Source organism: Halomonas sp. SH5A2 (assembly GCF_014263395.1).
Classification (GTDB): domain Bacteria; phylum Pseudomonadota; class Gammaproteobacteria; order Pseudomonadales; family Halomonadaceae; genus Vreelandella.
On record NZ_CP058321.1, the window covers coordinates 1807936 to 1823935 of the forward strand.

A 16000-nucleotide genomic window follows, 5' to 3' on the forward strand; every position below is an offset into this window, starting at 1 on the left:
AGCGTAGAGGTTTTTTAATTTTAATCCTGAATTCAAACATTAAGCGCAGCACCTGCGGTTTTCAGCGCCCCTGAATACTCTCCGAGGAACACTTGTGCCGGCGTCCGATACCCCAGACGTTTTCTGGGACGATTGTTCAGCTTGGAAACGACTCGCCTCAGTGCTGAGTCGCTCACCTTTCGGAAGTCCGTTCCTTTCGGGAAATACTGGCGAATCAGGCCGTTGGTATTTTCATTGGTACCACGCTGGCTTGAGCGGTACGGGTCACAAAAATAGGTCTTGGCCGAGACGGCCTTGGCAACCTGTCGATGCTCGGCAAATTCCGAACCGTTATCTAGGGTGATGCTCTGCACTGCTCCTCGGCGTGGTTCTAATAACCGGGTCATCGCCTTGGCCGTTCCAGTGGCCGTGATCTTCGGCAGGCGCGCTGCCAAGAGGTAACCGCTGCGTCTCTCGACCAGTGTCACCAAGCCGGATTCTTTGTGGCCCTTGAGTACCGTATCGCCTTCCCAGTGACCGATATGGCGTCTTTCTTCCACTTCAGCGGGGCGCTGCTCAATACCTACCCGGTGTGGGATCTTGCCTAATCCAGCATGCTTGGCTAACTGTCGCTGATAGCGCCGCTGTCGTGGTAGACGGAGTCGCTTCCATAATTCGCCGCCGTGTTTCTTGTCGTCCCAGATTAATGCATAGATCCACTGGTGGCTTACGCAAACCCCGTTGGCATTCGCCATGAAGCCACTTATTTGCTGAGGGCTCCATTCATCCATCAGTTGATCAGTCACCCAGCGAATCAGGCTTGGCAGTCGCTTCGTTACTTTCCAAGCGCTGCGTCGGCGCTGATCACTTCTCGATTGCGCCTGCTCAGGCGCATAGCCAGCCGTAAGCCCATTGCGCTTTATCTCGCGGCTGATGGTGCTGCTGTGGACCCCAATAGCCTTGGCTATTTGTCGCTGGCTGATGCCGGTCTCAAGATAAGCAAAAATTTGGTATCGTTGGGCCTGGGTCAGTTGTCGGTATCCCATGCTCTGCTTCACTTTGGTCGGTAAAGTCGAGAGGGTACCGGCGCTGGCCCTCCTTCCTCTACTGTGTGATCCAAAGTGCTGCGGTTATTCTATGAATCCAGGATAAGAAAAAATAATGATAGCTATGATGGTTTTTAAGGCGGCCATGGTTAAGTAATTTAATACTAAATATTTATTTTTAACTAAATTTATGGTCAAGTTGTAAAGTTTGATTTAGATCATGGAAGCTTCGGCTTGTTGCATTCTATTATTTCATTAATACATACAATGCGATGTTCCATTTAAAAGAGACCCATGACCATGAACTCCATGATAGCGCTTAATTTTCTCCCTCAAGACCAAATAAACCTATCTCATTCACACGAAAAAAACGAGCTAAAACGCTACAGATGGCTGGCGCTTACCTTCTTGCCGTTTGATTCATCGATCAGTAGCTTGATGAGTGCTATCGGCTTGGAGTGCGTACGCCGCCTTTTAAGCTTGCAAGAAATAGCAAGAAAAATGGAACTGGAGGCTTGCATCGATACAGATAACTTTGAAAAACTACCCTTGGTAAAAACAAATAGTCAGCATTTCTTTGTAGTAGATAAAACGATGGGTTATCAGTTTCTTGCGAGAGCTGAAGAAGCTGCCCAAGAGTCGTGTTCGTTTTATAGATGGTTGTTAGAAACAAATGCTACGCCTGAACTTCACCGAACTTTATTTGATTTTGTAACGCAAAAGGACAGTGAGTATCTCGTGCTACAAGAGTGTCGTGAGCAGTGGAGTATGATAAGAAGTTTATAGAGTACTTCTTTATAGAGTACTTCACTCACCTCGAATAAGCGTCAATCCGAAGTGAAAATATATAAGTTATTCAAAGTCTTGAGCTATGCATATGACTTCATGCTGTTCGTGAAAGAAAAGGCTGTTTAGTAGCTCTTTAGCGACCGTGCTCAATGCCAAATTGCGATAGCTTAGACTGCCTTTTTCTTTCACTTTTACATTTCGCACCAAAGGCGTTCTTTGAACTCCTCACTTAATTCCGATACCCGCTGCATTCTCTTAAATGTGGCTTCAGCCATATCGTCCGCCACATCTTGGTAACAAGAGACCATTGACGATGGTGTTTGAACCCCCTCAAGCCCTAACATGCAGCCTGACAGCTTGTTACATGAATCCACCATGGTTGAAAATAAGTCAAGTTCGTGGCGCAGTGTATTATTGAGTGTATTAAGCCAAATATACTGAAGCTTTATCATTGGGACGGTGGTTCCCATTAGGGGCTGATACCACCATATAAAGAACTCTTCGTAACCAAAGAGCTCGTCGTAACCAGCTGGGATCATATCTTTTTGTGACAATTCTAATTTTTTCATTTTTTTGCCCACCCTGTAAATAAAAAAAGTATAGTTGATTTTTTTGTTTTTGGGTATTTTATTTCTATAGAATTGACTGGCGACATTTAATTTATTGATTTTTTTATATTACGTCTTTTTTGCCTGGTAGATTGATAAAAAATCATGGTGCTAGTTCTATTTTATAAGCTTTTATAGTTTCTTGATTTAATGTCAATGCTAGGTAGGCGCTGATGAATTTGACCGGTGTCATGGTAAGCCAACATAAAACTGTCTAAGGTTGATGATAGCTATCTGATTTTTAAGTTAGTACTTATAGCATGGCCGAGTTTGCTGCTACAGGCAGGGTTACTATAAAAATTCGATCACTGGGCCGCATAATCAAACAACTACCGGAGATACTTGATGTCGATTCGCAATCTCGATGCGCTTTTTTCTCCGTCTACGGTTGCTCTGATCGGTGCCAGTAATCGGCCTGGATCTGTAGGAGCGGTGCTAGCGCGTAATCTTCTCGGTGCCGGTTTTGCGGGTCCGGTGCTTACCGTCAATCCTCATGAACGTTCTATTCGCTCAACCCTAAACTACCACTCTGTCAAGGAATTGCCGCTGTCTCCTGATCTGGCAATCATAGCGACCCCGCCGGATACCGTTCCGGGATTGATCAAGGAGCTTGGAGAACGGGACTGTCGTGCGGCAGTGGTCATCAGTGCCGGTTTTGGCGAAGGAGAGAAGGCAGATGGGAAGGCGCTTAAGCGAGCAATGTTGAAGGCGGCGCGTCCCTATCTAATGCGTATTGTCGGGCCCAACTGTTTAGGCATTTTGGCCCCCCATAATGGCCTCAATGCCAGTTTTGCCCATCTTACACCGCAGAAAGGAAACGTGGCTTTCGTTACCCAGTCCGGCGCCGTGGCAACATCAATTCTTGACTGGGCGTCAGCGCGCGACATTGGCTTCTCCTATGTCATTTCTTTAGGTTCAATGAGTGATGTCGACTTTGGCGATGTACTCGACTTTCTGGCGCTCGATCCCAAAACGCGCTCCATTCTTCTCTATGTAGAGGCCATTTCCGACGCGCGTAAATTTCTGTCGGCGGCTCGCATGGCATCACGAAACAAGCCGGTCATCGTAGTGAAAGCTGGCCGCAGCGATGCAGGTGCCAAAGCGGCGCTTTCGCATACTGGGGCGTTGGCTGGGTCCGATGTTATCTACGACGCAGCCTTCAAGCGCGCGGGAATGCTTCGAGTCAAAACCCTGGACGAACTGTTTCAGGCCGCAGGGACGCTAGCGACGGGCATTCATGTTCAGGGTGACCGTCTGGCTATACTCACCAACGGTGGCGGGGTCGGTGTGTTGGCAGTAGATGAACTGGTCGATGCGGGCGGTCATTTAGCCGAGCTTTCCGCAGCAACTTTATCGCGTTTGGATTGCGTGTTGCCCCTGGCTTGGTCTCACGCTAATCCTGTCGATATCCTTGGCGATGCAACGGGGCAACGCTATGCAGACGCGCTCGACATACTAGTTGATGAACGAGACGCAGATGCACTCTTAATTATCAACTGCCCTGTGGCGGTTGCTGACAGCCTGGATGCTGCCCAAGCAGTAACTACGACGCTCGATAAACGACGGTTACCTGTATTGACCTGTTGGCTAGGGGAAGGAGCACCTGCCCAGGCTCGGCGTTTGTTCGCGGAGAAGCGTATCCCCTCATACGAAACGCCCGAGCAGGCCGTCCGCGCCTTTTTGCACTTGTACAGCTACCGGCGCAATCAACAGGCTCTTATGGAAACGCCTGAGGCGATTTCCGATCTCATTAGCATTGATATGACCAGCGCGAACGCGATTATCGACCGCGTCGTTGAGGACAACCGCAGTGTGCTAACTGAGCCAGAGGCCTCAGCTGTCTTGGCAGCCTATGGCATACCTACGGTACCCAGCATGGTGACTCGCACACCGGAGGAAGCCAGTAGGGCCGCCCAGCAGTTGGGTTTCCCTGTTGTGTTAAAAATAGTGTCGCGCGATATTTCACATAAATCTGATGTAGGGGGTGTGCAATTAAACCTGGCCTCTTCTGACGCCGTGTATCAGGCAGCAGAGAATATACTTACAGCAGCTCGTCAGGCGGCGCCCTTGGCACGGATCGATGGTTTCAATGTTCAACCGATGATTCGCCGCCCATGGGCCCATGAGCTTATTTTAGGCGTTTCTGAAGATGACGTTTTCGGGCCCATTATCCTGTTTGGGCAGGGGGGTAAAGCCGTAGAGGTCATTGGTGATCGCGTAGTGGGTTTACCACCGCTCAACTCTTTGCTGGCACAGGACATGATCCGTTCGACACGCATATCGCGTCTGTTGCAAGGCTATCGTGATCATCCGCCAACTGATATGGACGCCATTACACTCACGCTCGTTAAGTTGTCCCAGCTAGTCAGCGACTTGGAACGTGTCGTTGAGCTTGATATCAATCCGCTTCTGGCTGATGCTTCGGGTGTCATTGCTCTGGATGCACGCATCGTGATCAGGGCCGATCAGCATCAACGTCCGGCGCTGGCTATTCGCCCTTATCCCAAACAATTTGAAAAAATAATTACGGCACGCAGCGGCCAAGCTTATTTCTTACGCCCCATCCGTCCTGAAGACGAAGATGCCATGGTCAGCATGTTACGCCAATCCTCTCCAAGTGATGTCCGGCTTCGCTTCTTTGCGGCTATCAAAAAATTCGATCATGCCTTCGCAGCGCGACTAACCCAGATAGATTATGACCGGGAAATGGCTTTTGTGGCGATGCCGCCTGGCATCGAAGAGATCGTGGGAGTGGTGCGTTTATCTGCCGATCCAGATAAACAAAAGGCGGAGTTCGCTGTGATGGTGCGTAGCGATCTGAAAGGCACTGGCCTGGGTTATAGCCTTATGCAGCAGATTATCGACTATGCACGCAATAATGCTATTAAGCAGGTGTTTGCTGATGTGCTGCAAGAGAACCAGCCAATGCTCAAGATGGTGAAAGAGCTGGGCTTCGTGGTGCAGCCAACAGCTCATCAGGCTGACAGTATCACCGTTGTGCTCGATTTGTGAGGGAACCCATCGCATAGCGATATCAATCGATGACTAAGGAATCGGCATGAAGACAGCGTCTTCTTCACATCACACTGATGCCCCGGCCAAATCACCTCCTGCAGACGTCCATGCCCAGCATAGCGATGATGTTCTACTGGCAATGAACTCATCGCCATCTGGTTTAACGACAGAGGAAGCGGCCAAACGCTTGAGTATCTATGGGCGCAATCAGTTGCCAGTTGTCAGCGGGCGCCATCCCCTGTTTCGCTTTCTTACGCAGTTCCACAATGCGCTTATCTATTTTCTGCTAGTGGCAGCTCTGGCCGCTTTGCTGTTGGGGCATTTCGTCGATGCGGTGGTCATTGTTGCCGTTGTGCTGGTCAACGCGGTAGTTGGCTTTGTGCAAGAAGGTAAAGCGGAAAAGTCGCTGAATGCGATTCGTGATTTGATTGCACCGCAAGCTCACCTAGTGCGGGAGGGAAAGCGTATCAAGGTGTTGGCCAAAGACATTGTCCCTGGCGATATAGTGTTATTGGAGGCGGGGGATCGAGTACCAGCTGATATGCGGCTCATCCGTGCCAGTGCATTGAGGGTAGAAGAGGCCATTTTAACTGGTGAGTCGGTTGCTGCCGAGAAGCGGGAGTTACCTGCTTTACAAGAGGCTGCCCTTGGTGATCGCCATTCCATGGCGTATTCGGGCACGCTGGTCGCAACCGGCCAAGCTAAAGGGGTGGTGGTCGCCACAGGGAGCGCGACAGAAATTGGACGTATCAGCACACTGTTACGTGACGTCCAGTCGTTGACGACGCCTTTGCTGCGCCAGATCAACCGTTTCGGCAAGCACTTCACCTGGATAACGTTGGCGGTGACAGCCTGTCTCTTTACCTTTGCGGTGCTAGCACGTGGCTATGCCTGGTCTGACGCCCTTATTGCCGTTGTGGCCCTAGCGGTGGCGGCTATTCCTGAAGGCTTGCCTGCCGTCATTACCATTACGCTTGCCATCGGTGTTCAGCGTATGGCACGTCGCAACGCCGTCATCCGGCAGTTACCCGCTGTGGAAACACTCGGTGCTACTTCCGTTATCTGCTCTGACAAGACGGGCACGCTGACCCGCAACGAAATGACTGCGTGTCGGATAGAGGTTGCCTCAGGCCTGGTTAAGGTGACAGGAACTGGCTATGCACCCGAAGGGAGGTTGTCAGCCGAGCTAGAAGGAAGCGCGGGAGAGGAAGCGCTACGGCTGAGCCGCGAAACGCTGATATTGACAGGGTTACTTTGCAATGATGCTCAGTTAAATAAAATCGACGCGGACTGGCATGTTATCGGCGACCCGATGGAAGGAGCTCTCTTGGCTTTAGCGATAAAAGCAGGCCTTGACCCCGAGCGCACACGCCAGGAATGGACGCGGATTGACGAAATACCGTTTGATGCCAAACATCGCTTTATGGCGACGTTGAATCGTAATTCGGCGGGAGAACATCGAGTCTTTGTTAAAGGCGCCCCTGATGAACTCTTACAGCAATCTACGACTCAGGTTGCGGTTCAAGGTAAAGTGCCGCTTGAGCGGGAGGACTGGGCAAAACGAATAGCACAAGCAGCATCGCAGGGGGAACGCGTACTTGGCTTTGCTACCAAATCAGTATCTTCCAACTTAGCAACGCTAACTTTTACTGATCTCGAGGACGGTTTGGTCTTCGTTGGTTTAGTGGGATTCATCGATCCGCCTCGCCAGGAAGCAATCGCCGCCATTGGTGAGTGCCACTCCGCTGGCATTGCAGTCAAAATGATCACAGGTGACCACGGTGCCACCGCGGCAGCCATTGCCAGTCAGTTGGGGTTGGGTGAGAACCCGCGTGTGCTCACCGGACATGAACTTGACGACATACCTGACAGCGATTTATCCAGCATTGTTACCGATACGAGCGTGTTTGCCCGAACAAACCCAGAACATAAGCTGCGCATTGTTCGAGCGTTGCAATCGAAGGGCTCGATCGTGGCGATGACAGGGGATGGCGTCAATGATGCTCCTTCATTGAAGCAGGCAGATGTCGGTATTGGAATGGGGCATAAGGGTACCGATGCCGCAAAGGAAGCATCGCAGATGGTGCTGCTCGATGACAATTTTGCCTCTATCGTGGCTGCTGTATATGAAGGTCGAGTCGTTTACGACAATATCCGCAAAGTGGTCGCGTGGACGTTACCCACCAATGGTGGTGAGGTGTTAGCGGTCATTGCAGCAATACTCTTTAACTTTGCCATGCCGATGTCGGCGGTTCAGATCCTGTGGATCAATCTCGTGATGACAGTCACGCTTGGACTGGCCTTAGCGTTCGAACCAGCAGAACCAAATGTTATGCGACGCCAGCCCAGGCCCGCGGAACAGGGACTGCTCACGCCGTTTTTGATCTGGCGGGTGGTATTTGTGTCGCTCCTGTTCCTGGTGTCGGTACTGGGCATTTTCTTTTACTCCCTCAACAGAGGAGATGAATTGGTCATGGCACGCACCATGGCGGTCAATATGATTGTCGTGCTGGAAATATTTTATCTCTTCAACGTGCGCTACCTGCATATGACGTCATTCAATTGGCGCGGCGTCTTAGGGACTCGAGCCGTTTTGTTGGCGGTTTCAATAGTGATCATGGCCCAGCTTGTATTCAACTACCTGCCGGTTATGAATAATCTCTTTGAAAGTCGGCCGCTTGCGTTAATGGATGGGCTACTTCTTATTGGGATAGGTATTTTGATGATGGTAGTGCTTGAAATAGAGAAGGTTCTGTTTAAATGCGCCGGGTGGTTAAACCGTTAGCGACGTCACCCACTGATTGAGTAGCGCTACACTTTAGAGTCCGATCCATGGGTAAGGAGATTGGACATGAAGAAGCGTTTCAGTGAAGAACTGATCATTGGTTTCCTGGTCTAGTCATACTTAGATATTGATACTTCCATATTCGGCTTATCTCTGAGCTGGTCTAGCAGGTAGTTGTTCATTGCCTGGCCAGCAGGGGAGAGACTTTGGCCAGTGCGTTGCAATAGCCCGATTTGTCGTTCCAATCGCGGAGTGGATAGCGGAATGAAGCGCAGTTGGTCATGCTCCTCCTGAAACGCTAGGCGGGGCAAGGTGGTGATACCGATACCTGCTTCCAGCATCGCAGTCAGTGAAATCATATTGGAAATATAGAGTGTACTGTTTGTTAGTAGCTCTTCTGCAGAGGAACCTTGTAGCAGGCGCGAGGTGCCATTGCGAATGAGTGTGTAAGGCTTGAGCGCTTGCCAGTGCAGAGCGTCTTTTCGGGCGAGCGGATGGTCGTCGCGACAAACCACTCCTATGTCATCGTGCAACAGAATCTCAAACGTTAGGGCATCATCAGGTAGCCAAAGACTGGTGATGCCGAGTTCTACCTCGCCTTTCAGTACCATTTCATTGACTCGTTCTGAGTGGCCGTCCTGCAAACTGATATCGATACCCGGAAAAGCTTCCAAAAACCCTGCTAACAAGGTGGGCATCAGTCGGCTCGCAACTGAGGGCACAGCTGCAATATCGACATGCCCTCGTTGTTGGCGCGCAATCGCCAGTGCATCACGGCATATCCGGTCGTGATGGGCAACCAGTTCACGAAAACGTGGCTCGCACCACCGACCAAATGGCGTCAAAGCGGCTTTGCCATTTCCTTTCTCGAATAGCCGCTGGCCTAGTCGTTCTTCCAGGTCACGCACAGCCATCGAAATAGCGGGCTGGCTGCGATGCAGCTGTTTTGCTGCCGCATGAAAGCCGCCCAGATCAATTATCGCAAGCGTGTAACGCAACGGAGAGAGTTTTAGCTCAGGTAACATGGATGGCTCGCATGGTAAGCTTTTTTGATCATTCTATCTGAACTATTGATTATCCTTATCTTGCTACCTCTTTTAGCATGTCGTCAACGACTTTAAAGGAGGTAGTTATGTCATCCCCTCACGCGCTCTATATCAACGGCCAGTGGGTCGACGGTGAAGAAAGCCACGTTACAAACACAAACCCCTCGGATCTTGCTGAAGATATCGGCGATTATGCTCAAGCCTCTACGGCTCAGGTTGAAGCTGCCATAAAAGCGGCTCGTGTCGGTCAGCGGGAGTGGGCTAAAAGTGGGCTAGAGCAGCGCTATAACGTGCTAATGGCGATTGGCGATGAGCTGATGGCGCGTAAGGCAGAACTTGGCCGCTTACTATCGCGAGAAGAGGGCAAACCCTTGGCAGAAGGGATGGGCGAAGTGGCTCGTTCAGCCCAATTCTTCCATTACTATGCCGCCGAAGTGCTGCGCCAACTGGATGAGCGTGTTGATTCCGTCCGCCCGGGGGTCGAGGTCGATACACGGCGGGAGCCTGTTGGTGTGGTCGGCGTTATCAGCCCTTGGAACTTTCCCATGGCGACAGCCGTTTGGAAAATTGCCCCAGCGCTTGCCTTCGGTAACGCGGTTATTTTCAAACCCGCCAACCTAGTCCCTGCCAGCGCCTGGGCGCTGACCGAGATCATCAGCCGCCAGGCGTTGCCGGCGGGCACGTTTAACTTGCTGATGGGGAGCGGCGGAAGCGTAGGTGAAGCATTGATCACAAGTCCTGAGATCAATGCGTTGACGTTTACTGGCTCTCTCGAAGTAGGGCGTCGGGTGGCCGCCGCGACCGTCGGTAATCTGGTTAAGTGCCAACTGGAGATGGGGTCCAAGAATGCGCTAATTGTCGCTGAGGATGCCGATCTGGATTTGGCCGTGGAAGCCGCTTTCAATGGTGCCTATTCCGGTACCGGTCAGAAGTGTACGGCTTCGTCACGGCTGATTGTGCATCAGGCCGTACATGATGCGTTTATCGAAAAATTAATCGCGCGACTCGCACAAGCCAAGGTGGGGCCCGCGCTGGAAGAGGGCGTTCAGATTGGCCCTGTGGCGGATGCTCGCCAGTTGGCGTCCAACCTGGACTGGATTGAACGCGGCAAAGCCGATGGTGCTCACCTGGCTTTCGGTGGAGAAAGAATTACCTGTTTAAGCGACGGCTATTTTATGACACCGGCGCTCTTCACTGAAACAACCAATCAGATGGCCATCAATCGAGAAGAGGTCTTTGGCCCGGTTGCCTGCGTGATCAAGGTAGCCGATATAGACGAAGCGATTGCGACGTTGAATGACACCAATTTTGGTCTGACCGCCGGGATTATCACCAACTCATTGTCGCTTGCCAGCCGCTTCAAGGCGGAAGCTGAAACCGGCTGTGTGATGGTCAACCTTCCCACCGCGGGGACCGATTATCACGTGCCATTTGGGGGTCGAAAAGACTCCAGCTTCGGCCCTCGCGAGCAAGGTCGTTATGCCCGTGAGTTTTATACCGTGGTGAAGACCTGCTACGTGAAAGCGTAAGGAGTGATGCATGTCTAAGCAGATGCTGACCGTTGATGGTTTGCAGTACTCCAACTGGTCCCGCGAGATCTTCGAACAGATGCGCGAGGGCGGCGTTGATGCTGTGCATGCCACGCTCGTCTATCACGAAACGCTGCGTGAAACGCTCACCCGAATCGGTGAGTGGAACCGTCTTTTTGAGGTTCATGGTGATCTAATCATGCCCGTCCATGGGCCGGACGATATTATCCGTGCCCAGCAGTCCGGCAAGGTGGGCATCTTCTTTGGCGCTCAGAACTGTTCGCCGATCGAGGATGACATCGACATGGTCGCCGTGCTGCGCCAGTTGGGGCTTTTGATCATGCAGCTCACTTATAACAATCAGAGCCTTCTGGCGTGTGGTTGTTACGAAAGTGAGGACAGCGGTATTACGCGCTTTGGCCGCCAGGTGATTCGCGAAATGAACCGGGTCGGCATGGTGATCGATATGTCGCATAGCGGTGAGCGCTCAACCCTGGACGCGATTGAGCTTTCCGAGCGACCGGTGATCATTTCCCACGCCAACCCGAGCTTCTTCCACGACGCGAAGCGCAACAAGTCTGACAAGGTGCTTAAAGCGATTGCCGACAACGACGGCTTGCTGGGTTTTTCGGCCTACCCCTTTCATCTCAAGAATGGCCCTGACTGCACCTTGCAAGACTACTGCGACATGATCGCTCGCACGGTCGATTTGATGGGCATTGAGCACGTTGGATTGGGCACGGATCTATGTCAGAACCAGCCCACCTCGGTGCTTGAATGGATGCGCAACGGCCGCTGGTCGAAAGAAATGGATTACGGCGAAGGCAGTGCCAACAATGCTGGATGGCCAAGCCCGCTTTCGTGGCTCCGCGATAGTCGCGATTTCCCCAACTTGATAGAGGGGTTGCGCGATAAGGGGTTCGACGAGCAAGAAATTGCCCGCATCATGGGCGTTAACTGGGTCGCCCTGCTGGAACGAACGACCAAGCCGATGGCTTGACGGGTCCGGTTTATCACGCCTTTCACTATGACCAACAATAATCAATAACGAGGTGTTCCCATGAACTCACCTAAAGAGACAGGTCCTGACGCAGGGCTTGGCAAGTTCGGCGACCCGGTGGTACTCGGGCTCAGTGGCGGCTTTGTTGTCCTATTCGTAGTGCTTTCTTTAATCGATATCGAGGGAGTCGCTGGGGCGATTTCCGTTGGCTTTGCCTGGACGGCCGCCGTAATGGGATCCTATTTCCAGTTGCTATTGCTCCTGACCTTCTTTATCGCCATGGGCTTGGCGGTCTCTCCGGCGGCCAGCGCTAAAGTGGGCGGACTGGATACGCCAGAGTTGAGCACCTTCAAATGGCTTTCCATCATCATGTGCACGTTGTTAGCGGGTGGCGGTGTGTTCTTCGCTGCAGGGGAGCCGGTCTATCACTTTGTGGTGACGCCGCCTGCATTCGATAGCGAAGCTGGAACGGTGGAAGCAGTTGCCGGTGCGTTGGCCCAGTCATTCATGCATTGGGGCTTTTTAGCTTGGGCGGTGCTGGGTTCGCTGACGGCCATCGTGCTGGCTTACTGGCATTACGACCGTGGGTTGCCGTTACAGCCTCGCACCTTGCTTTACCCGGTGCTCGGTGAGCGCTTGATGCGTAGCTGGGTCGGTGGCGTGGTCGATGCCTGTTGTGTGATTGCCGTCGTGGCAGGCACCGTCGGCCCGATTGGCTTTTTAGCCACCCAGGTCAGTTTCGGCCTGCATGAGTTGTTCGGCCTGAGTGCAGGCTACACGACTCAGCTCATCATTTTAGTGGTGTTGGGGGCGCTCTATGTGACCTCAGCGGCTACAGGCATTCATCGCGGGATTCAGTTACTCAGCCGGTTCAATGTGTTTCTGGCCCTGGCGATCGCGGCGGTGATTTTCATCTTCGGGCCTACGCTGTTCTTCACCAATGCTTACCTGCAGGGCTTTGGTAAGTACATCAGCTCCTTCTTTGCCATGGCCACCATGACATCAGAAACCGCGCCTGGGTGGTGGATGCAGTGGTGGACCGTGTTCTTCTTTGCCTGGTTTATCGGTTATGGGCCGCTGATGGCGATTTTCGTGGCCCGTATCTCTCGTGGCCGCACGATCCGGCAGATGATTCTGGCCGTAGCAGTGATGGCGCCGATTGCCACGACTGTCTGGTTTACCCTGCTGGGCGGCGCCGGTATTCATTACCAGCTGACCGGGGCGATTGATCTGGCTGATGCGCTCAATAACTTCCAGTTTGATGTTGCCACTCTGACCGTTGCACAGGCGTTACCGGGCGGCATGTTGATGGCCCTGGCGATCCTGCTACTGACCACCATTTTCGTCGCCACTACAGGTGACTCCATGAGCTATGCGATTGCCGTTGTGTGCACCGGGCATGATGAACCGCATACGGCCGTGCGTATTTTCTGGGGCATCACGATGTCGCTGATGGCCGCGATCCTTCTCTACATGGGCTCAGGCCAGATTGGCGTGCTGCAGCAATTTATCGTGATTACCGCCATTCCAGTGTCGCTGGTGCTGCTGCCGTCGCTATGGCTAGGACCGCAAGCGGCATACGCCATGGCGCGTGACCAGGGTTTGACTACAAGTAAGAAGGTGATCGTTAATGAGTAACCGCGAGTGGATGTTGGCACAGCTCTCGCCTCTGTCCCTTCGTCCTGCTGATGATGTCATGCGACTGGAGCGCTTGGGCAGCTTGCATGCCTGCCGACTTAGCTTCGTGCGCACCCTGGTTCGACAGATGGGGCGCCAGCGTTGGCAGGTGAGCCGGGTACGCTTTGATCTTGACGAAAACGGCTATGGTACCGCTGTCTATCGCTTGCAAACGCCTTATGGTCGCTACCATGGTGTTATGTTCGCCCAGGCGCTAGATGATGAGCGTCGCTCGGATCGAGTGATTGCCGAGGCTTGGGATGTCACTTTTGGCATGGTGGAAGGCGAAGTGGATGATAGCCTACTGGCGCAAATGGCAGCCAATATTCCACTTCAGGAAGCTGGGCGTCAGCATCCACGCGTGCTGGTACTTTCTCGTGCCAACAAGAGTCTGCGCAACTTCGCTTACTTTGTAGAAGCACTCGCGAGTGGCAAACAGCCTGATCCGGCGTGGCTGACGCGTGTTGGCTATCTTTATCGTACTACGGCTGTTTACGGCAACGGCAAGTTTGGTATCGCCGACTTTGCTCGGTTGCATGAAAACCCGGATTTTCGCCGTCCTTTCTCCGCGCAAATGGCCGGTGTGTACCTGCTACGGCACTTTTCCATCGAGCAGGTAGAGCACCTGGCACGTTGCCAATCACCCGAAACAGCCTGTGAACTGGCCACTGAAATGCGTCGCTATTTGGGGATAGGTAATTCTACTGGCTTGGGCATGGCGCCGTTTTTGATCAATCACCCGCAGCTGATTGCTCAATGGGTCACCCAGCGTGAAACAGCGTTGGCGCTGGCTCAGCGTCAGTCGCCTGGCAATGAAGAGCGTGAGCGATTGATCACGCTAACCCGGCGCGCCATACAGCATCTGGCGGAAACGGTGACCGAAGACGCCGAGCAAAGCGAACGTAATGCGGCCACGGTGGCGGCGTTGCCAGATGTGCTGAACTGGCTAGAAAGTGCCCCCTTGGAAGAAGACCTATGGCACCAACTGGTTGCCTGGAGTGAAAGAACGCTGCCTCTTGAAGCCCAGGAGCTAATCAATACGCTATTGATCGAGCTTTATCCAGAGCAGGTAGACCCGTTGGAAGAGCAGATGGGGGTGCATGAAAACCTCGATCTTGAGCCCGACATGCCTCTAATACGCCTACGCCAGCTAATGGAGACCTTCTATGGCTGGGCACTGGAGCAAGACTATACCAGCCCCGATGGCGCTTATTGGTTCTGGTATCGCTCTACGGAAAAAGAAGAGCCTCGCTTGGGTATTCGTCATGAAGAATCGGGCGTCGACAAAGAAGTGCCGATTGCCATGGGCCCCCGAGTGGCGCATAGCCATGCGGCGGTGTGTGCGTTTCTGGATGAGGCCCCGCGTGCCAAAGTGGTTGATTTTCTCCTGGCCAAGCCTCGCCACAAAGAGATCATTCGCCGTGTACAGACGCTGGTGAAAGCCACTTATGGCGATATTCATGCCAATCTTTGGCACCGTGAAATGAAACCGATGCATTTACTGCGTGCCAAGCTGGCGTTTTTTGGGGCCAGCCGGTTCGATCCGAAATCGGATCGTTGGGTGCGTATTACCCTGTTTCAGGGTGCGCCATTGGTGGAAGAGCTTAACGCCGAGCCGGAAGACCTGACTCATTTCGATGATTGGAGCTTTCCGTTGGAGCCACGGCTTTTCAATGGGGCTGTGCATCCTGCGTGTCTATCGCCTCAACATTTGCACGAGAAGTCACTACAACAATCAGTCGAAGGAGAAGGATCGTCATGAAAGTCTCCTTTAACGAGCTACAGGGGTTATGCAGAAAAGCGTTTACTGGAATTGGGTTTGAAGAAGGTGACGCCGCTGATGCTGCTGACATGGTGGCGTGGATGCAGGGCCATGGCTTTAACGCGATTGATCAGTTGAGTCGTGGATTGGATTTCCTGTTGGAAGAAGACCCTGACGCATTGCCAGCTGTGATTTATCAGGATGGTGATCTCGCCGTGCTGGATGGCCATGGGCAAAGTGTTCTTCGTAGTATCAGCTTGGCCACTGAGTTGGGCTTTGCAAAGGCTCGCGCGCGTGGGCTCTCAGTAGTGAAAATCCGGCGGTGCCACAATCGCCAACTGATCATGGGCTATCTCTCGCGTCTGGCCGGGCGCGGTATCAATATCACGGCGTTCTGGCGCAATGCCCAGGAGCCACTCACCGAGCAGGTAGTAGGCTTTCGCGCTGGGCATTCCACGCCGGAGGTGCGCATTTATGCGGTAAGAGACGTGCCTGAAGAGAATGAACCCAATGATGGCATCACCCTGGTAATGGCAAACCATGTAGAGCTACTTCCGTCTCTAGGAGCGGATCACGACCTGGATCTGCTGGCTCGCCATTCGGAATCCGATCTCATGGCATGCCGTCAGCGGTCGCTGCAGGAAGGTATTGAAGTCGATGACGCTATATGGAGTCGCTTGAAAACGTTGGCGTATCGAATGTTGGTGGAGTCCTCCGACGCTTCTCGTAGCGGTGCCGGCGCTGGCGACAATGATAACGACTGA

General features: G+C 52.7%; 11 protein-coding genes. 8 read left to right on the top strand and 3 right to left on the bottom strand.

Annotated features, from left to right (window positions below; all coding sequences use genetic code 11):
- Positions 1 to 32 precede the first annotated feature (32 nt).
- Complete coding sequence (locus HXW73_RS08370; RefSeq protein ID WP_186252811.1) at positions 33 to 1025, bottom strand: IS30 family transposase; 993 nt, start codon at positions 1023 to 1025, stop codon at positions 33 to 35.
- A gap of 294 nt (positions 1026 to 1319) precedes the next feature.
- Between HXW73_RS08370 and HXW73_RS08375 the strand changes: the two genes are divergently transcribed.
- Complete coding sequence (locus HXW73_RS08375; protein ID WP_240538748.1) at positions 1320 to 1811, top strand: hypothetical protein; 492 nt, start codon at positions 1320 to 1322, stop codon at positions 1809 to 1811.
- Between the two features lie 194 nt (positions 1812 to 2005).
- On the opposite strand, the gene HXW73_RS08380 is transcribed toward HXW73_RS08375, so the two are convergent.
- Positions 2006 to 2383 carry a hypothetical protein gene (locus HXW73_RS08380; RefSeq protein ID WP_240538749.1) on the bottom strand — a complete coding sequence of 126 codons (378 nt, stop codon included), beginning with the start codon at positions 2381 to 2383 and terminating at the stop codon, positions 2006 to 2008.
- A 384-nt stretch (positions 2384 to 2767) separates the two neighbouring features.
- On the opposite strand from HXW73_RS08380, the gene HXW73_RS08385 reads away from it, so the two are divergent.
- Both HXW73_RS08385 and HXW73_RS08390 read left to right on the top strand, forming a co-directional pair.
- Entirely contained in the window at positions 2768 to 5434 is a 2667-nt protein-coding gene (locus tag HXW73_RS08385; protein ID WP_186255759.1) for a bifunctional acetate--CoA ligase family protein/GNAT family N-acetyltransferase, read from the top strand.
- A gap of 46 nt (positions 5435 to 5480) precedes the next feature.
- Complete coding sequence (locus HXW73_RS08390) at positions 5481 to 8222, top strand: HAD-IC family P-type ATPase (protein WP_186255760.1); 2742 nt, start codon at positions 5481 to 5483, stop codon at positions 8220 to 8222.
- Positions 8223 to 8332: 110 nt separating this feature from the next.
- Here HXW73_RS08390 and HXW73_RS08395 read toward each other — a convergent pair whose 3' ends face one another.
- The gene (locus HXW73_RS08395; RefSeq protein WP_186255761.1) at positions 8333 to 9247 is read right to left on the bottom strand and encodes a LysR family transcriptional regulator; all 915 of its coding nucleotides are present in this window, start codon (positions 9245 to 9247) and stop codon (positions 8333 to 8335) included.
- A 107-nt stretch (positions 9248 to 9354) separates the two neighbouring features.
- On the opposite strand from HXW73_RS08395, the gene HXW73_RS08400 reads away from it, so the two are divergent.
- From HXW73_RS08400 to HXW73_RS08420, 5 genes are read left to right on the top strand one after another with little or no spacing between them, the layout of a single operon-like run.
- Positions 9355 to 10797, top strand: coding sequence for an aldehyde dehydrogenase family protein (locus HXW73_RS08400; RefSeq protein ID WP_186255762.1), 1443 nt, complete (start codon positions 9355 to 9357; stop codon positions 10795 to 10797).
- Positions 10798 to 10807: 10 nt separating this feature from the next.
- Positions 10808 to 11797, top strand: coding sequence for a dipeptidase (locus HXW73_RS08405; RefSeq protein ID WP_186255763.1), 990 nt, complete (start codon positions 10808 to 10810; stop codon positions 11795 to 11797).
- Between the two features lie 60 nt (positions 11798 to 11857).
- The gene (locus HXW73_RS08410; protein ID WP_186255764.1) at positions 11858 to 13435 is read left to right on the top strand and encodes a BCCT family transporter; all 1578 of its coding nucleotides are present in this window, start codon (positions 11858 to 11860) and stop codon (positions 13433 to 13435) included.
- Positions 13428 to 15236, top strand: a complete 1809-nt coding sequence (locus HXW73_RS08415; protein ID WP_186255765.1) for a hypothetical protein — start codon at positions 13428 to 13430, stop codon at positions 15234 to 15236. Before HXW73_RS08410 ends, HXW73_RS08415 begins: the two co-directional genes overlap by 8 nt.
- Positions 15233 to 16000 (top strand): Ldh family oxidoreductase, encoded by a 768-nt coding sequence (locus HXW73_RS08420; protein ID WP_186255766.1) that lies wholly within the window; start codon positions 15233 to 15235, stop codon positions 15998 to 16000. Before HXW73_RS08415 ends, HXW73_RS08420 begins: the two co-directional genes overlap by 4 nt.

Bases quoted from the DNA above. Each gene is read 5' to 3' on its own strand.
- HXW73_RS08370 (WP_186252811.1), bottom strand. From the start codon at position 1,025: ATGGGATACCGACAACTGACCCAGGCCCAACGATACCAAATTTTTGCT.
- HXW73_RS08375 (WP_240538748.1), top strand. From the start codon at position 1,320: ATGACCATGAACTCCATGATAGCGCTTAATTTTCTCCCTCAAGACCAA.
- HXW73_RS08380 (WP_240538749.1), bottom strand. From the start codon at position 2,383: ATGAAAAAATTAGAATTGTCACAAAAAGATATGATCCCAGCTGGTTAC.
- HXW73_RS08385 (WP_186255759.1), top strand. From the start codon at position 2,768: ATGTCGATTCGCAATCTCGATGCGCTTTTTTCTCCGTCTACGGTTGCT.
- HXW73_RS08390 (WP_186255760.1), top strand. From the start codon at position 5,481: ATGAAGACAGCGTCTTCTTCACATCACACTGATGCCCCGGCCAAATCA.
- HXW73_RS08395 (WP_186255761.1), bottom strand. From the start codon at position 9,247: ATGTTACCTGAGCTAAAACTCTCTCCGTTGCGTTACACGCTTGCGATA.
- HXW73_RS08400 (WP_186255762.1), top strand. From the start codon at position 9,355: ATGTCATCCCCTCACGCGCTCTATATCAACGGCCAGTGGGTCGACGGT.
- HXW73_RS08405 (WP_186255763.1), top strand. From the start codon at position 10,808: ATGTCTAAGCAGATGCTGACCGTTGATGGTTTGCAGTACTCCAACTGG.
- HXW73_RS08410 (WP_186255764.1), top strand. From the start codon at position 11,858: ATGAACTCACCTAAAGAGACAGGTCCTGACGCAGGGCTTGGCAAGTTC.
- HXW73_RS08415 (WP_186255765.1), top strand. From the start codon at position 13,428: ATGAGTAACCGCGAGTGGATGTTGGCACAGCTCTCGCCTCTGTCCCTT.
- HXW73_RS08420 (WP_186255766.1), top strand. From the start codon at position 15,233: ATGAAAGTCTCCTTTAACGAGCTACAGGGGTTATGCAGAAAAGCGTTT.